Source organism: Cellulophaga omnivescoria, from assembly GCF_001999725.1.
Classification (GTDB): Bacteria; Bacteroidota; Bacteroidia; order Flavobacteriales; family Flavobacteriaceae; genus Cellulophaga; species Cellulophaga omnivescoria.
On the sequence record NZ_MDDP01000004.1, the window covers coordinates 118,066 to 139,462 of the forward strand.

General features: G+C 32.4%; 19 protein-coding genes. 9 read left to right on the plus strand and 10 right to left on the minus strand.

Annotation, left to right across the window (positions count from 1 at the left end; genetic code table 11):
- Window positions 1-1,227, minus strand: a complete 1,227-nt coding sequence (locus BFJ87_RS02930) for an HD domain-containing protein (RefSeq protein ID WP_077399695.1) — start codon at window positions 1,225-1,227, stop codon at window positions 1-3.
- A 37-nt stretch (window positions 1,228-1,264) separates the two neighbouring features.
- Here BFJ87_RS02930 and porX point away from each other — a divergent pair, with 37 nt between their 5' ends.
- From porX to BFJ87_RS02950, 4 genes are all read left to right on the plus strand, one after another.
- The gene (gene porX / locus BFJ87_RS02935) at window positions 1,265-2,809 is read left to right on the plus strand and encodes a T9SS response regulator signal transducer PorX (RefSeq protein ID WP_077399698.1); all 1,545 of its coding nucleotides are present in this window, start codon (window positions 1,265-1,267) and stop codon (window positions 2,807-2,809) included.
- A gap of 53 nt (window positions 2,810-2,862) precedes the next feature.
- Window positions 2,863-3,270 carry a tRNA (adenosine(37)-N6)-threonylcarbamoyltransferase complex ATPase subunit type 1 TsaE gene (gene tsaE, locus BFJ87_RS02940; protein WP_077399701.1) on the plus strand — a complete coding sequence of 136 codons (408 nt, stop codon included), beginning with the start codon at window positions 2,863-2,865 and terminating at the stop codon, window positions 3,268-3,270.
- A gap of 86 nt (window positions 3,271-3,356) precedes the next feature.
- On the plus strand, window positions 3,357-4,556 hold the full coding sequence (locus tag BFJ87_RS02945) for an alanine dehydrogenase (protein ID WP_077399704.1): 1,200 nt from the start codon (window positions 3,357-3,359) through the stop codon (window positions 4,554-4,556).
- Window position 4,557: 1 nt separating this feature from the next.
- Entirely contained in the window at window positions 4,558-4,944 is a 387-nt protein-coding gene (locus BFJ87_RS02950) for a hypothetical protein (protein ID WP_077399707.1), read from the plus strand.
- Between the two features lie 61 nt (window positions 4,945-5,005).
- Here the strand turns inward: BFJ87_RS02950 and BFJ87_RS02955 are convergent, their stop codons facing one another.
- On the minus strand, window positions 5,006-6,175 hold the full coding sequence (locus tag BFJ87_RS02955) for a proline dehydrogenase family protein (RefSeq protein ID WP_077399710.1): 1,170 nt from the start codon (window positions 6,173-6,175) through the stop codon (window positions 5,006-5,008).
- Window positions 6,176-6,270: 95 nt separating this feature from the next.
- On the opposite strand from BFJ87_RS02955, the gene aroB reads away from it, so the two are divergent.
- Window positions 6,271-7,332 carry a 3-dehydroquinate synthase gene (gene aroB / locus BFJ87_RS02960; protein ID WP_077399713.1) on the plus strand — a complete coding sequence of 354 codons (1,062 nt, stop codon included), beginning with the start codon at window positions 6,271-6,273 and terminating at the stop codon, window positions 7,330-7,332.
- Window positions 7,333-7,430: 98 nt separating this feature from the next.
- The gene (locus BFJ87_RS02965) at window positions 7,431-7,727 is read left to right on the plus strand and encodes a hypothetical protein (RefSeq protein ID WP_077399716.1); all 297 of its coding nucleotides are present in this window, start codon (window positions 7,431-7,433) and stop codon (window positions 7,725-7,727) included.
- Between the two features lie 17 nt (window positions 7,728-7,744).
- On the opposite strand, the gene BFJ87_RS02970 is transcribed toward BFJ87_RS02965, so the two are convergent.
- The 3 genes from BFJ87_RS02970 to BFJ87_RS02980 all read right to left on the minus strand — a co-directional run bounded on the left by BFJ87_RS02970 (window position 7,745) and on the right by BFJ87_RS02980 (window position 10,035).
- Window positions 7,745-8,260 (minus strand): DinB family protein, encoded by a 516-nt coding sequence (locus BFJ87_RS02970; RefSeq protein ID WP_077399719.1) that lies wholly within the window; start codon window positions 8,258-8,260, stop codon window positions 7,745-7,747.
- Window positions 8,261-8,332: 72 nt separating this feature from the next.
- Window positions 8,333-8,812, minus strand: coding sequence for an Lrp/AsnC family transcriptional regulator (locus tag BFJ87_RS02975; protein WP_013622539.1), 480 nt, complete (start codon window positions 8,810-8,812; stop codon window positions 8,333-8,335).
- 107 nt (window positions 8,813-8,919) lie between these two features.
- Entirely contained in the window at window positions 8,920-10,035 is a 1,116-nt protein-coding gene (locus BFJ87_RS02980; RefSeq protein ID WP_077399722.1) for a M14 family metallopeptidase, read from the minus strand.
- A 301-nt stretch (window positions 10,036-10,336) separates the two neighbouring features.
- Between BFJ87_RS02980 and BFJ87_RS02985 the strand changes: the two genes are divergently transcribed.
- Both BFJ87_RS02985 and BFJ87_RS02990 read left to right on the plus strand, forming a co-directional pair.
- The gene (locus BFJ87_RS02985; RefSeq protein ID WP_077399725.1) at window positions 10,337-10,687 is read left to right on the plus strand and encodes a helix-turn-helix transcriptional regulator; all 351 of its coding nucleotides are present in this window, start codon (window positions 10,337-10,339) and stop codon (window positions 10,685-10,687) included.
- Between the two features lie 31 nt (window positions 10,688-10,718).
- The gene (locus BFJ87_RS02990; RefSeq protein ID WP_333780830.1) at window positions 10,719-11,135 is read left to right on the plus strand and encodes a hypothetical protein; all 417 of its coding nucleotides are present in this window, start codon (window positions 10,719-10,721) and stop codon (window positions 11,133-11,135) included.
- 153 nt (window positions 11,136-11,288) lie between these two features.
- Here the strand turns inward: BFJ87_RS02990 and BFJ87_RS02995 are convergent, their stop codons facing one another.
- The 4 genes from BFJ87_RS02995 to ychF form a co-directional block, all read right to left on the minus strand.
- The gene (locus BFJ87_RS02995; RefSeq protein WP_077399728.1) at window positions 11,289-12,248 is read right to left on the minus strand and encodes a sterol desaturase family protein; all 960 of its coding nucleotides are present in this window, start codon (window positions 12,246-12,248) and stop codon (window positions 11,289-11,291) included.
- Between the two features lie 48 nt (window positions 12,249-12,296).
- Window positions 12,297-14,936 carry a DNA gyrase/topoisomerase IV subunit A gene (locus tag BFJ87_RS03000; RefSeq protein ID WP_077399731.1) on the minus strand — a complete coding sequence of 880 codons (2,640 nt, stop codon included), beginning with the start codon at window positions 14,934-14,936 and terminating at the stop codon, window positions 12,297-12,299.
- Window positions 14,937-14,967: 31 nt separating this feature from the next.
- On the minus strand, window positions 14,968-16,824 hold the full coding sequence (locus BFJ87_RS03005) for a DNA topoisomerase IV subunit B (RefSeq protein ID WP_077399735.1): 1,857 nt from the start codon (window positions 16,822-16,824) through the stop codon (window positions 14,968-14,970).
- 229 nt (window positions 16,825-17,053) lie between these two features.
- Window positions 17,054-18,148: a redox-regulated ATPase YchF gene (gene ychF, locus BFJ87_RS03010; RefSeq protein WP_077399739.1), complete on the minus strand. Its 1,095-nt coding sequence runs from the start codon at window positions 18,146-18,148 to the stop codon at window positions 17,054-17,056.
- A 108-nt stretch (window positions 18,149-18,256) separates the two neighbouring features.
- On the opposite strand from ychF, the gene BFJ87_RS03015 reads away from it, so the two are divergent.
- Window positions 18,257-20,947, plus strand: coding sequence for a TonB-dependent receptor (locus tag BFJ87_RS03015; protein WP_077399742.1), 2,691 nt, complete (start codon window positions 18,257-18,259; stop codon window positions 20,945-20,947).
- Between the two features lie 86 nt (window positions 20,948-21,033).
- Here the strand turns inward: BFJ87_RS03015 and BFJ87_RS03020 are convergent, their stop codons facing one another.
- The gene (locus tag BFJ87_RS03020; RefSeq protein WP_013622548.1) at window positions 21,034-21,387 is read right to left on the minus strand and encodes a 4Fe-4S dicluster domain-containing protein; all 354 of its coding nucleotides are present in this window, start codon (window positions 21,385-21,387) and stop codon (window positions 21,034-21,036) included.
- Window positions 21,388-21,397: the final 10 nt, after the last annotated feature.

Consider the following 21,397-nt stretch of genomic DNA (forward strand, 5'->3'; position numbering starts at 1 on the left):
CTATTCTGTTTTAGGATAACAAGCGTAGTATTTGGTTACTGTTTTAGATAATGTTTTGCTATTTAGCTGGTCTGATGCTTTTGAAACATCTATTATTTTTCCATTTTCTTTTAGCACTTTTATAGGTTGTATATGCTGTATATAAGCCGTATTTTTTATTTCTCCACTAAACACAAAGTATGCTGTTTCTTCATCCGTTAAATTGTGTTTCTCTTTAAATAAATTAAACTCTTTTTTTACTTTTATTGCAGATATTGGCTTTTTCTTCATTTTTATATGAAGTAAATCTCTATGCAATATCATTCTACTTAATGTAGCTAAAACAAAATCGCTATTATGCTGCCACTCTTTAATAGCTGCCATAATATCTATATCATCTAACTCCGAAAATTTTTCAATTACATCAGCATTAAAATCTTTTAAAGTTATTTTGTTTTTTATAAAAAATGATAAAATAGAACTACATGGTAAATTATTACCGTTATGTATTAATTCCTTTGCCCTTTTTAACGTTTTTATTAATAATTGCTCTGCTACCAAGCCAGTTTTATGTAAATATACTTGCCAATACATAAACCTACGAGCCATTAAAAATTTCTCTACAGAGTATATCCCTTTTTCTTCTACAACCAAATCACCATCTACCACATTAAGCATTGTAATTAGGCGTTCTGCATTAATATTACCTTCCGCTACACCTGTATAAAAGCTATCTCTTTTTAAATAATCCAGCCTATCCATATCTAATTGACTAGATACTAAATCATTTAAAAACTTTTTAGGGTGTTCTTTTTTAAAAATAGCTATTGCTGTATCTAGCTTACCATCAAATTCTTTATTAAGCTGTTGCATAAACACCAAGGATATAGCTTCATGATCCACACCCTCTACAATAGTATGCTCCATTGCATGAGAAAAAGGGCCATGACCAATATCATGTAAAAGAATGGCGCATAATAGTCCTTCTTCTTCTTTTTTAGATATTTTTACACCTTTAAAACGGAGAATTTGTACAGCTTGCTCCATTAAATGCATACAACCCAATGCGTGCTGAAACCTAGTGTGCTGTGCTCCAGGATATACTAAATATGTTAAGCCAGTTTGTGATATTCTGCGAAGCCTTTGAAAATAAGGGTGCGCAATAATATTAAAAATTAGCGTGCTTGGTATGCCAATAAATCCGTAAATTGGATCATTGAATATTTTAAGTTTGTTAGATATAATCAAAATCTTCTTTCTTTACAATTACAAATATAGACACTAAATGAACAAGATAACAATACTTTGGGTAGATGATGAAATAGATTTACTTAAACCACACATAATATTTCTAGAAAAGAAAAATTACCAAGTGATAACTTGCCAAAGTGGTAGAGAAGCTTTGGAAGAGCTAGAAGAAACTAAAGTGGACATTGTTTTTTTGGATGAAAATATGCCTGGAATTAGCGGTTTAGAAACACTTTCCGAAATTAAAAAAACAAACACTTCTTTACCAGTTGTAATGATTACAAAAAGTGAAGAAGAGCTTATTATGGAAGAAGCAATTGGCTCTAAAATAGCAGATTACCTTATAAAACCAGTTAACCCAAACCAAATATTGTTAAGCTTAAAAAAGAGTTTAGACCACTCTAGATTAATATCAGAAAAAACAACATCTAACTACCAACAAGAATTTCGAAAAATTGCAATGGATTTATCAATGGTAAATACCTATGAAGAATGGGTAGAGTTGTACAAAAAACTTATACATTGGGAATTACAACTAGAAGAAATTGAAGATACTGGAATGTTTGAAATTCTTGAATCTCAAAAAATTGAGGCTAATAATCAGTTTGGTAAGTTTATAGATAAAAACTACCCTAATTGGTTTTCAGTTGACAATACTCCTGTTTTATCACATACGCTATTTAAAAACTTAATTAAACCAGAGCTAAAAGATAAGTCCACCCTGCTTGTGGTTGTAGATAATTTAAGGTATGACCAATGGTTAGCTTTTGAAAGTACCGTAAATATGTTTTATAAAAAAACAAAAGAAGAACCTTATTTTAGTATTTTACCAACCGCTACACAATATGCACGTAATGCCATATTTTCTGGATTAACACCTTTAGAAATGGAAAAACAACATCCAAACTGGTGGAAAAATGATACTGACGAGGGTGGTAAAAATTTATACGAAGAGGATTTTCTTAGCGCACAATTAAAAAGGCTTGGACTAGATTTAAAATGGGAATACCACAAAATTAGTAGTTTAAAGCAGGGCAAACAATTGTCTCAAAACTACAAAACTCAAAAAGATAATAATCTTACTGTAATTGTATACAATTTTGTAGATATGTTATCACATGCAAAAACAGAAATGGAAGTAATAAAAGAGCTTGCAAGCAATGACAAAGCTTACAGATCTTTAACTGTAAGTTGGTTTAAAAATTCACCTTTATTAGAAATAATACAGCAAGCCCAAGCAATGGGACAAAAGCTTATAATTACCACAGATCACGGCACAATAAATGTAAAGCAACCCTCTAAGGTTGTAGGAGATAAAGACACTAGCCTAAACCTAAGATACAAGACAGGAAGAAGCTTGTCTTATGACGATAAAGATGTTCTTGCTGCAAAAAATCCAAAAGATTTACAACTCCCAACAATTAACATGAGCAGCTCTTTTATCTTTGCTAAAAATGATTTATTTTTTGCCTACCCAAACAACTACAACCATTATGTAAGCTACTATAGAAACACTTACCAACATGGCGGTGTGTCATTAGAAGAAATGATTATTCCGTTTGTTGTTTTAGAGCCTAGATAATTGTTTTAAAACTTACTACTAAATACTTTTGTACGCTTGTAATTTTTTATAAAATGAATAAAACTTTTTCTACACCAGAAATTCAGGATATTGCTAAGGATATAATTAAAAACACTCCTACTAAAACCTTATGTTTTTATGGAGAAATGGGTGCAGGCAAAACCACTTTAATTAAAGCCATAATGAAAGAACTAGGTGTTGCAGGGGACACCTCTAGCCCTACCTTTGGCATTGTAAATGAGTATCATAATAACAAAAACGAAACCTTAGCTTATCATTTTGATTTTTATAGACTTGAAGACGAAATGGAAGCCTTAGATATTGGTATAGAAGATTATTTTTACGCTAACAAATGGGTATTTATAGAATGGCCTGAAAAAATAGAGTCATTTTTACCAGAAAATGCTACCAATATTAAGCTAGAGGTAATTAACCCTACAGACCGTAAAATCAGTTTTTAATGAAGGTTTAGAAAAACCAAATTAACCAATGGTTTTAAAAATAAAATTGTAATTTTGATGGTCAGATTTAATTAATATAAACGGATATGAATCAGCCTTCTTCGCCATTTAGCAAATATCAATTACTACCACAAGAAGAAAAGCTAGAAATCCTTAGAAAAAAAGGTGAATTATTTATTGGTATGCTGAAAGAAAATCAGTACCAAGAAAAAAGAATATGCTTAACTCCAGATGCCGTTAACGCTCTTACTTGCAACGGGCATAGGGTTTTAATAGAATCTGGGGCTGGTGAAGGTGCAAATTTTTCTGATTTAGATTATACCAATGCAGGCGCCGAAGTTACAAAAGACACTAAAAAAGTATTTTCTTGTCCGCTTATTTTAAAAGTAGAACCACCTACTCTTTCAGAAATACAAATGTTAAATCCGCAGACTACTATTATATCTGCGCTTCAGATTAAAACACAATCTAAAAAGTATTTTGAAGAATTAGCAAAAAAACGAATTACCGCAATTGCTTTTGAATACATACAAGATGAAGATGGTAAATATCCTGCTGTACGCTCTCTAAGTGAAATAGCCGGTATTTCATCTGTCTTAATTGCTTCAGAATTAATGGCTACAACAAATAATGGCAACGGATTAATGTTTGGAAACATTAGCGGTGTACCACCTGTAGAAGTTGTAATAATTGGTGCCGGAACAGTTGGCGAGTTTGCTGCAAGATCTGCTATTGGCCTAGGCGCTAACGTTAAAATATTTGATAATTCTATAACCAAACTAAGACAAATACAAACCAACTTAAAACAAACCGTTTACACATCTACATTACAACCAAAAAACCTTTTAAAATCTCTAAAGAGATGTGATGTTGCCATTGGCGCAATAAGAGGTAAAGACCGCTCCCCTATTGTAGTTACAGAAACTATGGTAGAAAATATGAAAAAGGATGCTGTGATTATTGATGTTAGTATAGATATGGGTGGCTGTTTTGAAACCTCAGAATTAACTACACACAATAAACCAACCATTAAAAAACACGGTGTAGTACACTATTGCGTACCCAATATACCATCTAGATACCCTAAAACGTCATCAATATCTATAAGTAACATTTTTACACCTTACCTTTTAAAAATTGGTGAAGATGGTGGAATGGAAAATGCATTACGTTTTGACAAAGGACTACGCAACGGACTATATATGTACCACGGAATTTTAACAAACAAATCTGTAGGAGAATGGTACGACTTACAGTATAGTGATATCAATTTTTTAATTTTTTAATATGGCATTCATCAAACGATTAGGATGGTACTTAGTTGGGCTATCAATCGGTATTGTATTTTTAACTGTTTTCTTAAAAAAGAAATCAGACGAAACAGGAACAGAGTTCTGTTATTTTCCTAACTGCAGAGTTCTTAAAGACCTACGCTCTAAACCTTTATCTTACTCTAACGATATACAAGTTTTACTTAACAACAAAACTATAGATTCTACTACAGTAGCATATTTTTTTAATAATGGCGATATAGATTTTGGCAATAGCGATACTAAATCTACACCGTGTAAAACCTATAAAATTGAAGGTTTAGTTAAAGAAAAACAAGCAATTTTAACTGTAATAAATTGCACAGACAAAGTAGTTGTAGATAAAATTAGCATAAACAATTAATCTACATTACTTTATGTATAAAAAAAGGGAGCATTTAATATGCCCCCTTTTTTTATAGTATTTATTGTATTTTTCTTCTTTTACGTTCTTCTTTTAATAAAGACAACTCCCTTGTGGTTTGCCCCGCTACAGAAGTATTCTCCTCTGCCCTACGTATTAAGTATGGCATTACATCTCTTACTGGTCCAAAAGGTAAATATTTGGCAACGTTATAACCTTTATCTGCTAAGTTAAACGATATATGATCACTCATCCCATACAACTGTCCAAACCAAATACGAGGATCCGAATGGGCAATGTTTTTATCTTTCATTAATTGCATTAAGCTATAACAACTGTTTTCATTATGTGTACCCATAAAAATAGACATTGTATCTAAATTATTTATCATATACACAACCGCAGCATCAAAATTATCATCAGTGTCTTTTTTAGAAGCACATATTGGTGTGGGATATCCTTTTTCTTCAGCCCTCTCATTCTCTTTCTCCATATAAGCACCACGCACCACTTTCATTCCTATTTTAAAGCCTTCTAATTTAGCTTCTTCGTGCAATTTTTTAAGGTAATCTAACCTGTCCCAACGGTACATTTGTAATGTATTATACACTACAACTTTTTCTTTATTGTATTTACGCATCATTAAAGCACATAAGTCATCTGCCGCATCTTGCATCCAACTTTCTTCACCATCCACTAAAAGAGCAACATCTAAGTCATAAGCCTTTTTACAAACCTTATCAAATCTAGCAACAATTCTATCCCACTCTAATTGTTCCATTTCTGTTAAAGGAATACCTGCACCAACTTTTTCAAAAAGAATAAAACGTCCAAAACCGGTAGGCTTAAAAACAGCTAACGGTATAGACTCCTTTTCCTTTACAAAATCCAGTACATGTAATATTTTTTCGTAAGCTAAATCAAAATGATTTTCCTCTTCTTTACCCTCAACAGAGTAGTCTAAAATTGTACTAACTTTTTTGTTGTACATTTTATCTATAACAGGCAAACAATCTTTCTCACTAACACCACCACAAAAATGGTCAAAAACAGTAGCCCTAATTAAGCCCTCTACTGGCAAATGTGCTTTTATAGCAAAATTTGTTACTGCTGTACCAATACGTACTAACGGTTCATTAGCAATTAGCTTAAATAAAAAATAGGCTCTTTCTAATTCAGAATCCGATTTTAAAGCAAAAGCAGTTGCTGTATTTTCAAAAATTTGTTCCATTTTTATGAATTTCGTAATGCGGCAAATATAAATACAGATTTTGTATTCTAATAACTAAAATATGTCTTTATTTTGCGTCTAGTAAAATAAAAATTATGCAGTCAATTTCAGCTCAAACATATTCAGTTCATTTTAACCAAAAAGCCTATACAGAACTAAACACACATTTAGCAAAAGCTAACTACTCTAAAGTGTTTATTTTGGTTGATGAAAATACCCACCAACATTGTTTGCCAAATTTTATGGCACAAATTAATGGTGACTATAATTTTGAAATAATTGAAATTGAAGAAGGTGAAATAAACAAAACTATAGAAACTTGCGTACAAGTTTGGCACGTTTTATCTGAATTAGATGCAGATCGTAAAAGTGTTATGATTAACCTTGGAGGTGGTGTAATTACAGATTTAGGAGGTTTTGTTGCTTCTACATTTAAAAGAGGCATAGATTTTATAAATGTACCAACTACACTATTATCTATGGTAGATGCTTCAGTTGGTGGTAAAACCGGTGTAGATTTAGGCTCTTTAAAAAACCAAGTTGGCGTTATTAACCAACCACAAATGGTGTTAGTTATTTCTTCATTTTTGCAAACATTAGAAAAAAGACAACTAAACAGTGGTTTTGCAGAAATGCTTAAACACGGCTTAATTAAAGATAAAAAATACTGGAACGAATTAAATTTAGTGTCCGACTTTAATAATCTTGATGAATTTATTTACGACTCTGTGGTTATTAAAAATGATGTTGTAACCATAGACCCTACAGAACAAAACCTGCGTAAAATTTTGAATTATGGCCACACGTTAGGACACGCTATAGAGTCTTATTTTTTAGAAAATGAAGACAAAAAAACACTCTTACATGGAGAAGCCATAGCTATAGGTATGGTACTAGAGGCTTTTTTAAGCAATAAATTAACTGGTTTAGAAAATAAAGATTTAGAGGCTATTAAAAATACCTTTACAAAACACTACGGAAAAGTTGAATTTACTGAAGATGATATAAAACAAATTTTAACCTATTTAAAGTTTGATAAAAAGAATTCTCACGGCAATATCAATTTTGTTTTATTAGAGTGTATTGGAGAATGTAAAATTGATGTTAATGTTGATGAAGATTTATTACACCAATCTTTTGCATACTACAAAGTTTAAGCTACACACCTACATAAAAACCCTGCTACACAACTAATTACAATTTTGCTGTAAAAAAAGTTTTAGTTTAGTTCTTATAAAACTAAAACCTATGAATTATGTTACGCAAACTAGTAGATTACAAAAAACTTGACCACACTGTAGCCGCTAAATTAATAGAGTCTTACCCGCACGGATATGGCGATAATGACATTATTGTTTTTAAAAATGCAAAAGGGGAATTTGTAGAGGCTGTAGAAGTCAGAACAGAAGACACCATTTACTTAGTTAGAATAAGTAAAAGCTTATCTAATTTTATAGCTAATTTTGACGATGCTATAGAAAAAGAATTAGAAACAACAGGTACAGAAACTTCTGCGTCTGCTAATTTTGAAGACGCAGAGGAAACGGAATAGTGTTTTTACACCACCTATTATAAATATCTATCTAAAACAATTTTAGTATGATGCTCTAAATGGCCGCAAGCAACAAAACCTGCAGCTGCAGTACTCATTGGAGAGTTGCTTGCCGTACCCACAAACTTTAATTGCTCATTGGTTAAATTTGCAAACAAAGAAATGGTTGCCGCTCTAACATCTAAAAATTCTTTTAATAAACTTTTTCTATTTCTTGAATTTGCATTAGATGTTGGCACATAATCATCTTGATCAAAACCTGGTAAAGGAGTAGCATCTAATCTAGAAAAACGCAATGCTCTATACTGAAATATACGCTCGGTATCAATAATATGCACTAAAACTTCTGCTACAGTCCATTTTTCTGTAGCATAGGCATAATTTAGCTTGCTATCTGGTATAACCGCTATTAAATCCTTAAACTTTTTTTTACCGTTTTCCAAAGCGGCAAGTAAGCTTACATCTCCTAACAAATCTATATACCCTTTATAATAAGCATTATAATCTTGTGATGTTAATTCTGTTGCTTTCATTTCTAAAAAATAAAAAACCCAATGCGTAAAACATTGGGTTGGTGTTATTAATTTACTTTCAATATTAAGAAATTACAATTCATTAAAAATTGTATGCATTAAACGTTTTTTATCGTTAATACTTTCTTCCAAAGAAATCATTGTTTCTGTTCTACTAATACCATCAATATCATCTATTTTAAAGATAATATTTTTAGCATGTTGAGTATCTCTTGCTCTAATTTTACAAAAAATATTAAACTTACCTGTTGTAATGTGCGCCACGGTTACATATGGTATACCAATTAAACGCTCTAGAACAAACTTTGTTTGATGTGTTTTTTCTAAAAATATTCCTACATAAGCAATAAAAGAATAACCTAACTTAACATAGTCCAATGTTAAAGATGAACCTTGTATAATACCGGCTTCTTCCATTTTCTTTACCCTTACATGTACAGTACCCGCAGATATTAATAATTTTTTTGCGATATCTGTAAACGGAGTTCTGGTGTTATCTATTAACATATCCAGAATCTGGTGATCAATTTCGTCTAGCTTAACTTTAGTCATTATATAATTAAATTTGGAACAAAAATAGTAAAATAAGAAGATATACGCACTAAATATGACTTTTTTTTATCAATAATGCAATTATTTTACATATACTAATTAAATTGTTAATTACCAAGTAAAGCAGTAGATAAAAGATGGTTATTTTTAACAAACTCTAAATCATTATTATTCAGTAAATTAAGAGTTTTATGAGCGTAAAAATTGTCTATTTTTTTTGCCTCAGTTACAACAGGCTCAAAAACAACTTTCTTACCTTTTAACACTTCTTTATAAAGAATACCTAAAGAATCGGCATTAGGATATGTAGTTGTTATATTTTTAGTATTATAAATAATAAGGTCTAAAAACTGCTTACCATTTTCTGGAATTTCAAAATAAGCATCAATACTAAAATTATTTAGAGAGTTATTAGCTATAGTTTCTACTCCTTTTAAAAGAGAATAAAAAATAAATTCTCTGGTTTTCTCTCTTTCATAATCATCAGGAAAGTGTCCAGATTCAAATAAAATGGTTGGCGTATTTAACATCTGAAAAGCATCACCAACACAATTAGCATTAAAACCATCATCATACCTACCAACTTGACCTGGTATAAAGTATTGCAAAACTCCATTCATAGCTGCAATAAGCTGCATACTTTTTTTTCTAGAAACAGATATATCTCTTTCTTCATTAAATGCAGGAGCTAAAAAAGATACCGTAGCAGGTTTATTAGTTTCACCTACATTAAAAATTGTTCTCTGGTCATGTAAGTTAAAACAAAAATCAGGTTTAAACTCATCATATACTTTTCTCAAAATTTTACTTTCTGGCTGAGTTCTTTCTTGCGCATCTCTATTCAAGTCAATTTTGTTTGCATTAATTCTAGTATATGCTTTTGCTCCATCTGGATTTAGTATTGGTATAATTTGTATGGTACATTTTTCTAAAATAGAAGACTGCAAATTTGATGGTTTCTCTAAAAAACTAATAAAGTCTAAAACAGCCTTTGTGGTTGTAGACTCATTACCGTGCATTTGAGACCACATTAGAATCTTAATTTTACCAGTACCAATTGTAATTAATTTTATTGGTTCTCCCAAAACAGATTTTCCTACTTGCTTATTTTCATTCTTAAAAATGCTAACTTCTAAAAAAGGAAAAACATGCTCATTAGTCACATATCTACCTACTACACTACCAACTTTACAACTTAAAAATATCTGTTTAAAATCTATCATTTTAACCTAATTATGAAGTGGTAAATATAGTGCTATATTCAGTTACATATGTAACATATGTAATTACAAATGTAACTACTTAATTCACTTTTGTAAACGTAAATTTTATATGCAATTAATAATTAGTTACATTTGTAAATCAATAAGTTTAGATGTATTGATTTTACTTATGAATAAAATATAAAAATCATTATATCAAATAAATAGATTTCTTTATTTAAAGTAAAAATATAAATAATTTTACTAGTTTACAAACTAATACAAGTAAAAAAAGTGTTAAAAAAGGATATAAAATGTTACAATGGTAAATTCAGAGGCATTCATAAAAAGACTAGAGAAAATAATTAACTATTACGATTTAACTGCTGCTGCTTTTGCCGAAAAAGTAGAAGTGCAACGCTCTAGTATATCACATATTTTATCTGGAAGAAACAAACCCAGCTTAGAGTTTGTTTTAAAAGTAATAACACACTTCCCTGAGGTGAATTTATATTGGCTTTTAAACGGCAAAGGGAGCTTTCCTGAAGCAAACAAAACACACTCACACCCTGCCGAGAAAGCAGCTCAAAAAAACACAGACAACTTTAAAAAAGAAGTTAGTAAAGTAATTATTTTTTACACCGATGGAACTTTTGAAACCTATAACAAATAGTAAATTAAAGCCTTAATTTAACAATATATCAATGGCTAATTTTAAGCTAATTGCATATTTTTGTGATATGAAAATAAAATATTTTTACCTGATAGCTTCTGCTTGTTTAGTAACAGCTTGTTACACACCTAAAAGAGATTGCAAAGACTTTAAAACCGGGGAATTTACTTTTGATTACGAAATAAGCGGCGAGAAAAAAACAGGACGTTTTACAAGGGACGAGAATTATAGTGTTGAGTATTACGAAAATAAGATAGACAGCTCATCCGTACGATGGATAAATGATTGTGAATTTGTATTAAAGTCTTTAAAAGATCAATCTTCTATCCACTTTAAAATACTAGAAACCACTGAAAACAGCTACACGTTTGAATACAGCAATGCTGCCAGAGACCCTAAAAAAGAATTAGTAGTTATGAGAGGTGAAGCTATTAAAGTAAAACAATAGAGTACCGACTAAGAATAGCCATCTTAAGCACACATTTACATTACAAACACATAAATAAAGTGCACTACACTCTTAAGCGCTTAAAAGCTATTAAAAACAATAAAGCCTCGCTATAAGCGAGGCTTTATTGTTTTATTTAAAGAGACAACCAATTTAGTTAGGCCTTTCAAAAGACTTTTTAGGATTATTTTTTGCATATTGCTTAAACTGCCTTTGCTGTTGCTTAACAGTCATTGTACTGCCATCATGACTCCATCCAGGAGGACCAAAAATATACATTAACTTATGAGATAGCTTTTTTGACTTCTTCATATCCATCCAAATATCTTTAAACTCGTGCGTTAAAATAACAATTGGATTGTTAGAGTTTGGTGCATGTATTACACCATACTTAACATCAATACTATCATCTAAAGGCAACCAAGTACCAAACATTCTGTCAAAAATATTTAAAAAGCCTCCATGGTTTTTATCTAAATACTCTACGTTTTGCGCGTGGTGTACCTGGTGCATTGTATGCGTATTCATAAACTTCTCAAAAATACCTAACTTTGGTAATAACACCGTGTGCAACTGAAACTGCCACAAGGCCTCTATACCTAAACAGAACACAACCATCTCTGGCTCAAAACCTATAGCTGGCATCCACATATAAAATAGCGGCTTGTAAAGTAATGTAAACCAGCCATTTCTAACAGCTGTTCCCAAATTAAAGTTGTCTGATGAGTGATGTACAATGTGTGCCGCCCATAAAATTCTTATTTCATGATTTGCCCTATGAAACCAATAGTATGTAAAATCATCTGCAAGCTGACAAAGCAACCAAACATACCAAGCATAACCAAAAGATTCATAACCTAAAAGATTAGTATTTACACCATTTACTTCTGGATTGCAAAGCTCAAAAACAAACTCAAAAATTACAATGGCGGATATTACTTTTAATGCTGCAGCAAGTATTGCAGATCCCACACCCATAAAACCACTTGCAAAAAGATCTTTCCAGTCGTAAAGATCATGATGTTCTTCATGACTTTTACTATATGCTAATTCTAATAAAATAAAAATTATAAACGCTGGACCGCCATATACTAGCGGGTTTGTTAAATCCATATAAAAATATTTTTTTTGCTAAGATAACTATATTAAAGGTTATTATTTCTAAAATAAAGTTGTTTGTTCAGTATCATCATCAGTAGAATCATCTTTATCATCCGCTTTAGAATCCATAACCTCCTCCTTCTCTGTCACTTTCGTTTCTTTTAAAACCTCCTCTTCCTCTTCTACCTCTTCATAAGGTAAAGACTCTAGCACATTGGTATTTTTAATCTTGTCTGCGGTTAACTGATTACCTAAAGCTTTAATTCCCTTAACAGCTATAAAATCCTCTATATCAACCTCTTGATTTGGTTTCTGCTCTTTACCTCTAGGCTTTACAAATTCTAATTCCACAACCGGTCTCCAATCTGTAGATACCAACTCTAGAACAGACTTTGGATGCTCAGAAATAAACAACTCCTCCTTATTTTCATTCTCTATAAGAAAGCGCTTCACGTAATATCGCTCTTTTGCACCATCAAAATAAATAGCAGAAATAGGCTTTTTAGGGTTCCATTTTTCCAAAACTATCATATCCTCTTCAAAATGAGTTGTAATTTCTGGTTTAACAGTTTTTGCAATTCCCTTTTGAGTTATAATAAGAATTAAATCTTCCCCTTTAAACTCGCCAAGCAACTCTCCTCTACCATCTAAATTTAACTTACCCACCACATCATCAAACCAAATTTTCCGTGGTTTTAATGTAGAAACACCTTTTTCTTTTAAGTCTATACGCTTAACTGCATATTTACTAACAATATTACCTTTTGAAGATCTACCTTTAATTAAAATATCAGAGAAATTCATATCCCATTTTAACTTCTTAATACTCCCTACCTGTCTTAAGTGAATTGTCACCACTTCTGCTTCACCATTAGGATTTGCAGAAAAATAAAGAACATCAGAATTTGGCTTCCCGGTAGTTAAGGGATACAATTTATCTCTGGTAACAGAGGTAACATTAAAACGCTTTATGTAGCTAGCTCCGCCTTTACCATCTTTATAAATCATATTATAAGTGGTACGTTTGTCTTTTTTCTTAAATACAGCTACGTGTATAATATTTTTGCCTACAAATATTTTTGAATCTACCTTAGAAACCATCATATGGCCATCTTTAGTAAAAACAATAATATCATCTATATCACTACAATCTGTAACATATTCGTCTTTCTTTAAAGATGTACCCACAAAACCTTCTTCTCTATTTACATAGAGTTTAGTATTTCTAATAACAACTTTTGTTGCTTCAATATCATCAAAAACTCTAATTTCAGATTTACGCTCACGATCTTTACCGTATTTCTCCTTTAGATTTTTGAAATAATCTATAGCAAATTCTATCAAATGCTCTAGATTATGTTTTACCTCTGCTATGCGCTCCTCTAAACTATCAAGTAATTGCTGAGCTTTATCTAAATCAAATTTAGAAATACGCTTTATTCTAATCTCTGTTAAACGAGTTATATCCTCCTCTGTAACAGCTCTTTTTAAATGTTTGGTATGCGGTTTTAAACCCTTATCTATAGCAGCTATAACACCTTCCCAGGTTTCTTCTTCTTCAATATCTCTATAAATTCGGTTTTCAATAAAAATACGTTCTAAAGAAGAAAAATGCCACTGCTCCTCTAACTCACCTAATTGAATTTCTAATTCTTCCTTAAGGAGTTGTACAGTATAATCTGTAGAGCGCTGCAACATTTCTGTTACCCCAATAAATAACGGCTTATTATCTTCTATAATACAACCTAAAGGCGAAATAGAAGATTCGCAAGCTGTAAACGCGTAGAGTGCATCTATAGTTTTATCTGGTGAAATACCAGCTGGCAAATGAACCAAAATCTCTACATCTGCAGCTGTATTATCTTCAATTTTTTTAATTTTTATTTTACCCTTATCATTGGCTTTTAAAATTGAATCTATTAAAGAAGAGGTGTTAGTCCCGTATGGTATCTCATTAATAACCAGAGTGTTTTTATCTAGTTGAGATATTTTAGCTCTAACCCTTATTTTACCACCTCTAAGTCCGTCATTATAACCAGTAACATCTATAATTCCTGAAGTAGGAAAATCTGGGAACAATTTAAATTTTTGCCCTTTTAAATGCTTAATAGAAGAATCTATTAATTCTATAAAGTTGTGCGGAAGAATTTTAGTTGATAAACCCACTGCAATACCCTCTGCACCTTGCGCAAGTAATAATGGAAACTTAACTGGTAGGTTTACAGGTTCTTTTTTACGGCCATCATAAGATTGTTGCCATTCAGTAATTTTAGGACTAAACACAACATCTAAAGCAAATTTAGACAACCTAGCTTCTATATACCTAGACGCCGCCGCCCTGTCTCCTGTTAATATATTACCCCAGTTACCTTGCGTATCAATTAAAAGATCTTTTTGCCCTATTTGCACCATAGCATCTGCAATACTCGCATCTCCATGCGGATGATACTGCATTGTATGCCCTACTACATTTGCAACTTTATTATACCTTCCATCATCTAACTCTTTAAGCGAGTGCATAATTCTACGTTGCACAGGCTTAAAACCGTCTTCTATAGCAGGTACAGCACGTTCTAAAATTACATAAGAGGCGTAATCTAAAAACCAATCTTTATACATCCCAGTGACCTTTGTAAGCTCATCTTGTGGATTGTTTGCGTTATTATCTAGATTTTCGTTAACTTCTTCGTTCTCTTCCATAAAGAAAGACTCGTGTTTATCTGGTTTATAATTAGTTGTCCTCGATTAAATCAAGTTCTACTTTAAGATTTTCTATAATAAATTTTTGACGATCTGGTGTATTTTTCCCCATATAAAAACTTAACAATTGCTCAATTGACATTGCCTTGTCTAGCATTACAGGTTCTAAACGAATATCATCACCAATGAAATGTTTAAACTCATCTGGAGAAATTTCACCCAAACCTTTAAATCGGGTAATTTCTGGTTTACCAGTTAACTTTTCTATTGCTTCAGCCTTTTCCTCTGGACTATAACAATAGTATGTTTGTTTTTTATTACGAACTCTAAAAAGAGGCGTTTGTAATATATACAAATGATTTTCCTTTATTAATTCTGGGAAAAACTGCAGAAAAAAAGTAATTAATAACAATCTAATATGCATACCATCTACATCGGCATCTGTTGCAATTACAATATTATTGTAACGCAAATCTTCCATAGACTCTTCTATATTTAAAGCTGCCTGCAATAAATTAAACTCTTCGTTCTCATACACAATCTTTTTAGACATTCCGTAAGAGTTTAAAGGCTTACCACGCAAACTAAAAACTGCTTGGGTATTAACATCTCTAGATTTAGTTATAGATCCAGATGCAGAATCTCCCTCGGTAATAAATAAAGTAGACTCTAATCTTCTGTCCTTTTTAAGGTCTCCCAAGTGAACACGGCAATCTCTTAGTTTTTTATTATGCAGACTGGCTTTTTTAGCTCTATCTCTTGCAAGCTTACGAATACCAGACAAGTCTTTACGCTCGCGTTCTGCTTGTATTATTTTACGCTGTAACGCTTCTGCTGTTTCAGGGTTTTTATGAAGGTAATTATCTAAATACTTACCAACAAAATCGTTTATATAAGTACGTACAGTTGGGTAGTTACCTCCCATATCTGTAGAACCAAGTTTTGTTTTTGTTTGACTTTCAAAAACAGGCTCCATTACTTTTATTGATACTGCAGAGATAATTGACTTTCGAATATCCGAAGCCTCATAACTTTTCCCGTAAAAATCCCTAATTGTTTTTACAATAGCCTCTCTAAAAGCAGATTGATGCGTACCACCTTGTGTGGTATGCTGACCATTAACAAAGGATTGATACTCTTCACTATACTGTGTTTTACTGTGTGTTATAGCTATTTCTATATCATCTCCTTTTAAATGAATAATAGGATACAGTAAATCTTCAACATTATTATTATCTTCTAAAAGATCTTTAAGTCCATTTTCTGAAAAATATTTTTCTCCATTAAAAACTATAGTCAATCCAGGATTTAGGTACACGTAGTTTTTAAGCATACGTACTACATACTCATTTCTGTATTTGTAGTTTTTAAATATAGTTTCATCTGGTGTAAACGAAACTTTTGTACCTTTTCTTTTAGAGCTATCTACAGGACCTTCTTCTGCAACTAAATTACCTTGACTAAACTCTGCCCATTTAGATTGCCCTTCTCTTGAAGACTCTACTTTAAAAAAGTTAGACAAAGCGTTTACAGCTTTGGTACCTACACCATTTAATCCAACAGATTTTTTAAAGGCTTTAGAGTCGTACTTACCACCAGTATTCATTTTAGATACTACATCTACAACTTTACCTAGCGGAATACCACGACCATAATCGCGAACCTTAACTAAATTATCTTTTATGCTAATTTCTATGGTCTTGCCTGCACCCATTACAAACTCATCTATACAGTTATCTAAAACTTCTTTTAAAAGAATGTAGATACCGTCATCTGCAGATGAACCATCGCCTAATTTACCAATATACATACCAGGACGCATACGAATATGCTCTTTCCAGTCTAAGGAACGTATATTGTCTTCAGTATATTTAGTATTGTCTGACATTGATTTAGGATAATTGCAGTTTGCACGCTAATATAGTAAGTGTTAGAAAAAAATGAAACACCTACAGCTTAAAGTAATTAACAATAGTACATTTAATTTTGTTGATATATAGAAATTAAGTAGTTACAATTAAGAAATAAGATAAAAAATTCATCATTTTAACTTTATAGCACAAAAAAATGCTGCAACAAGGTTACAGCATTTTAATTTATAATTAAGTTAAAAACTATTATACATTAAATCTAAAGTGCATAACATCTCCATCTTTTACAATATACTCTTTACCTTCTACACGCATTTTTCCTGCTTCTTTAACTTTAGCTTCGCTACCGTAAGTAACATAGTCATTGTAAGCAATAACTTCTGCACGTATAAAACCTTTTTCAAAATCTGTATGTATAACACCTGCTGCTTGTGGCGCGGTTGCCCCCACTGGTATAGTCCAGGCTCTCACCTCTTTAACACCTGCAGTAAAATAGGTCTCTAAATTTAGTAGCTTGTAAGCACCTCTAATTAACTTAGCAGAACCAGGCTCTTCTAAACCTAAATCTTCTAAAAACATTTGGCGCTCCTCATAACTATCTAACTCTGTAATATCTGCTTCTGTACCTACTGCTAAGAAAATAACTTCTGCATTTTCTTTAGCTACAGCTTCTTTAACTTTTTCTACATATTCATTACCATTTACAGCTGCATCTTCATCTACATTACATACATACATTACTGGCTTATCTGTAATAAACTGTAGCGGTTTAACATATTCTAAATGGTCTTTTTCTTCAACCTCTATAGCTCTAACAGAAATACCAGCTTCTAAACCTTCCTTTAACTTTAAAAGAACGGCTTCTTCCTTCTGCGCCTCTTTATTTCCTGTTTTAGCTGTACGTTTTACTTTTTCTAGTTTTTTATCTACAGTTTCTAAATCCTTTAACTGCAACTCCATATCTATGGTTTCCTTATCTCTAATAGGATCTACAGAACCATCTACGTGTACAATATTATCATTATTAAAGCAGCGTAATACGTGTAAAATAGCATCAGTTTCTCTAATGTTTCCTAAAAACTGATTCCCTAAACCTTCTCCTTTACTTGCACCTTTTACAAGACCTGCAATATCTACAATCTCTACAGTTGCAGGTAAAACACGCTCTGGGTTTACCAATTCTTCTAATTTTTGCAACCTTGCATCTGGTACATTTACAACACCTATATTAGGCTCTATAGTACAAAACGGAAAATTTGCGCTTTGCGCTTTTGCATTAGACAAACAATTAAAAAGGGTAGATTTCCCTACGTTTGGCAATCCAACAATACCTGCTTTCATTTCAAATTCTATTTTTAGTGCCGCAAATATACCATTTAAAAATTTTCGAGAACAAATAAAACGTTTTTGATTACCTTTAGATTTATAAAAACCTAAATATCAATCTATATGAAAAAAAAATGTATTCTTATTTTTAGCCTATTATGCTTCTCGTTCGCGTTTAGTCAATCTACAATTACAGGTACTGTAGTAGATGATGAAGGAGCACCGCTAGCCGGCGTAAACATTCTAGAAAAAGGCACAACAAACGGAACATCTACAGATTTTGATGGGAAATACAGTATTGACACGCAAACAAATGCCACACTTGTGTTTAGCTATATTGGCTTTAACACACAAGAAATTAGTACGTCTGGCAAAACAACTATAAATGTAACCTTGTCTGAAGGTATGCTACTAGATGAAATACAACTTGTAGGATCTAGAAGCCCAAAAAGAACAGCTACGGACACTGCTGTACCTATTGATGTTTTAGATGTTGCAGAAATTGCCTCTAACACAGGTAAGGTAGAAGTTAATGACATATTACAATATGCCGCTCCTTCATTTAATGCCACAAAACAGTCGGGTTCCGATGGTGCAGACCATATTGTACCTGCTAGTTTAAGAGGTTTGGGACCAGACCAAACACTGGTACTAGTAAACGGAAAAAGAAGACATCAATCTTCTTTGGTAAACATTTTTGGAACTAGAGGTCGTGGTAACTCCGGTACAGATTTAAATGCTATTCCTGCTTCTGCCATAAAACGAATTGAAGTTTTACGAGATGGCGCATCTGCACAATACGGATCGGATGCCATTGCCGGTGTTATTAACATTGTATTAAAAAACAATACCAACGGATTTTCTGGCGGAATTACCTACGGAGCCTACAGCACTGCTATTGGAGATGGATGGGCAGAAGAAACAGGAGAAACGCTTTATAATGTTGAAGGCAAAAACAGACTGGACGGAAAAGACAAAAATTTTGATGGAGAAACTACTAAAATAGATCTTAACTACGGTATGGCTCTTGGAGAAAATGGTGGTTTTTTTAATGTTACAACCGAATTTTTATCTAAAGAAAAAACACTTAGACCAGGATTTAGCTGGAGAAAAGGATACGGAGGAGCTGCAATAGATGGTTTTAATTTTATGATTAATTCTGCTGTTCCTATTGATGAAAACACAGAGGTTTACGCCTTTGGTGGCAGAAATTACAGAGATACCAATGCAAACGCTTTTTCCAGAGATGGTTTTGCAGATGGCGACAATAGATCTGTACCAAGTTTGTACCCAGACGGATTTACACCTCAAATTACTTCATTAATTACAGATGTTTCTGTTTCTGCTGGTGTTAGGAGCAAAACTAAAAATGGATGGAACGTAGATTTTAACAACACTTACGGGAAAAATAACTTTCATTATTTTGTAAAAAATACAAATAACGCTTCTATGCAAGATGCTTCTCCTACTGATTTTGATGCTGGTGGACATTACCTTTCTATGAATACAACAGGATTAGAACTTAACAAGTATTTTGATGATGTTGCCGCTGGTTTAAATGTAGCTTACGGATTTGAATACCGCACAGAAAACTTTGGTATATTTTCTGGCGAAGAAGCATCATACTCATTGTATGATGAAAATGGCGTAGTACTTACAAACCCCGCTACACAAACTGCTGCTCAAGATAGTAACGGAGATGATTTACCTGGAAGCTCACAAGGTTTCCCGGGATATAGTCCTGCTAACGAAGTAGACCGTAGTAGAACCAATTACGGTATTTATGTAGATTCTGAATTAAATGTAACTGATGAATTTATGGTTGGAGGTGCATTACGTTATGAAAACTATAGCGACTTTGGCAACACTTTTAACTTTAAACTAGCTAGCAGATATAAAATTAATGAAAACTTGGCATTTAGAGGATCTGTTTCTTCTGGCTTTAGAGCTCCATCATTAGCGCAATTATATTACAACTTAATATTTACAAATATTGTTGCTGGTAGGTCTGTACCATCATTATTATCTGCAAACAATAGCACTGTAACCAAAGCTTTTGGAATAGGACAACTTAATGAAGAGAAAGCCTTAAACGCCAGTTTAGGATTTACTTATACAAATGGTGGTTTTTCTGCAACTATAGATGCTTATTCCATTGCTGTAGACGACCGTATCATTTTAACAGATAACTTTACAGACCAAGCTGTACTTGGACCTTTAGGTGTAGATGCAGCACAATTTTTTGCAAATGGCGTAGATACCAGAACTACTGGTTTAGACATTGTACTTAACTACACCACTACTATTGGTGCAAACGGAAAAGCTAGTATTGGTTTAATTGGTAACTTTAATGACTTAGAAGTAAAAGAAATACACAATGGTAATTTAAATGAGTTTACTTTCTTTGGACCATTTTCTCAAGCTTATTTAGAAGCTGCTGCACCAGATTACAAATTTGGACTTAATCTTGGTTATTCTACTCCTAAATTTAATGCACAAGCAACATTAACACAATTTAGTGAAGTAGAATTACAAGATTTTCAGTGGGTAGATACACCTGCAACTACACAAGCTGAAGCGGATTTACTCTACCCAGTAGCTACAGATATTTATGAAGCAGCACTAGTTGTTGATTTAAGTGTTGGCTATCAGTTTTGTAAAAATTTAAAACTTACAGTTGGCGCTAATAACTTATTTAATGAGTATCCTACTCCACAATTTGATGGATGGACAGATCAAGGTGGTTTAGCAGATTCTGTACAAATGGGCTCAGACGGAACCTATATTTTTAGTAGAATAAACTTCAACTTCTAAGAGTAGATAATTTAAAAACACAAAAAAGCGAGGATATAATATCCTCGCTTTTTTTATCATAAATAATAAGTAAAACTCTTTTACTACTACCCCTCTGGGTGCATAAAACGTTGCTTTGCAAGCAGTTCTTCTTCTGTTTCTACAATGTCATCATCCGGCACACAACAGTCTACAGGACAAACCGCAGCACACTGTGGCTCTTCATGAAAGCCTTTACACTCCGTACACTTGTCTGGAGATATATAGTAAATTTCATCACTAATAGGCTCTTGAGACTCTTCAGCATCAACCTCTTTACCATTTGGTAAAACAATTGTTCCTTCTAAAGATGTTCCATCTGCATATCTCCAATCATCTGCACCTTCATATATTGCTGTATTAGGACATTCTGGCTCGCAAGCTCCACAATTAATACATTCGTCTGTAATTATTATTGCCATAATTTATATC

Bases quoted from the DNA above. Each gene is read 5' to 3' on its own strand.
- porX (WP_077399698.1), top strand. From the start codon at position 1,265: ATGAACAAGATAACAATACTTTGGGTAGATGATGAAATAGATTTACTT.
- tsaE (WP_077399701.1), top strand. From the start codon at position 2,863: ATGAATAAAACTTTTTCTACACCAGAAATTCAGGATATTGCTAAGGAT.
- BFJ87_RS02945 (WP_077399704.1), top strand. From the start codon at position 3,357: ATGAATCAGCCTTCTTCGCCATTTAGCAAATATCAATTACTACCACAA.
- BFJ87_RS02950 (WP_077399707.1), top strand. From the start codon at position 4,558: ATGGCATTCATCAAACGATTAGGATGGTACTTAGTTGGGCTATCAATC.
- BFJ87_RS02955 (WP_077399710.1), bottom strand. From the start codon at position 6,175: ATGGAACAAATTTTTGAAAATACAGCAACTGCTTTTGCTTTAAAATCG.
- aroB (WP_077399713.1), top strand. From the start codon at position 6,271: ATGCAGTCAATTTCAGCTCAAACATATTCAGTTCATTTTAACCAAAAA.
- BFJ87_RS02965 (WP_077399716.1), top strand. From the start codon at position 7,431: ATGTTACGCAAACTAGTAGATTACAAAAAACTTGACCACACTGTAGCC.
- BFJ87_RS02970 (WP_077399719.1), bottom strand. From the start codon at position 8,260: ATGAAAGCAACAGAATTAACATCACAAGATTATAATGCTTATTATAAA.
- BFJ87_RS02975 (WP_013622539.1), bottom strand. From the start codon at position 8,812: ATGACTAAAGTTAAGCTAGACGAAATTGATCACCAGATTCTGGATATG.
- BFJ87_RS02980 (WP_077399722.1), bottom strand. From the start codon at position 10,035: ATGATAGATTTTAAACAGATATTTTTAAGTTGTAAAGTTGGTAGTGTA.
- BFJ87_RS02985 (WP_077399725.1), top strand. From the start codon at position 10,337: ATGGTAAATTCAGAGGCATTCATAAAAAGACTAGAGAAAATAATTAAC.
- BFJ87_RS02990 (WP_333780830.1), top strand. From the start codon at position 10,719: ATGGCTAATTTTAAGCTAATTGCATATTTTTGTGATATGAAAATAAAA.
- BFJ87_RS02995 (WP_077399728.1), bottom strand. From the start codon at position 12,248: ATGGATTTAACAAACCCGCTAGTATATGGCGGTCCAGCGTTTATAATT.
- BFJ87_RS03000 (WP_077399731.1), bottom strand. From the start codon at position 14,936: ATGGAAGAGAACGAAGAAGTTAACGAAAATCTAGATAATAACGCAAAC.
- BFJ87_RS03005 (WP_077399735.1), bottom strand. From the start codon at position 16,824: ATGTCAGACAATACTAAATATACTGAAGACAATATACGTTCCTTAGAC.
- ychF (WP_077399739.1), bottom strand. From the start codon at position 18,148: ATGAAAGCAGGTATTGTTGGATTGCCAAACGTAGGGAAATCTACCCTT.
- BFJ87_RS03015 (WP_077399742.1), top strand. From the start codon at position 18,257: ATGAAAAAAAAATGTATTCTTATTTTTAGCCTATTATGCTTCTCGTTC.
- BFJ87_RS03020 (WP_013622548.1), bottom strand. From the start codon at position 21,387: ATGGCAATAATAATTACAGACGAATGTATTAATTGTGGAGCTTGCGAG.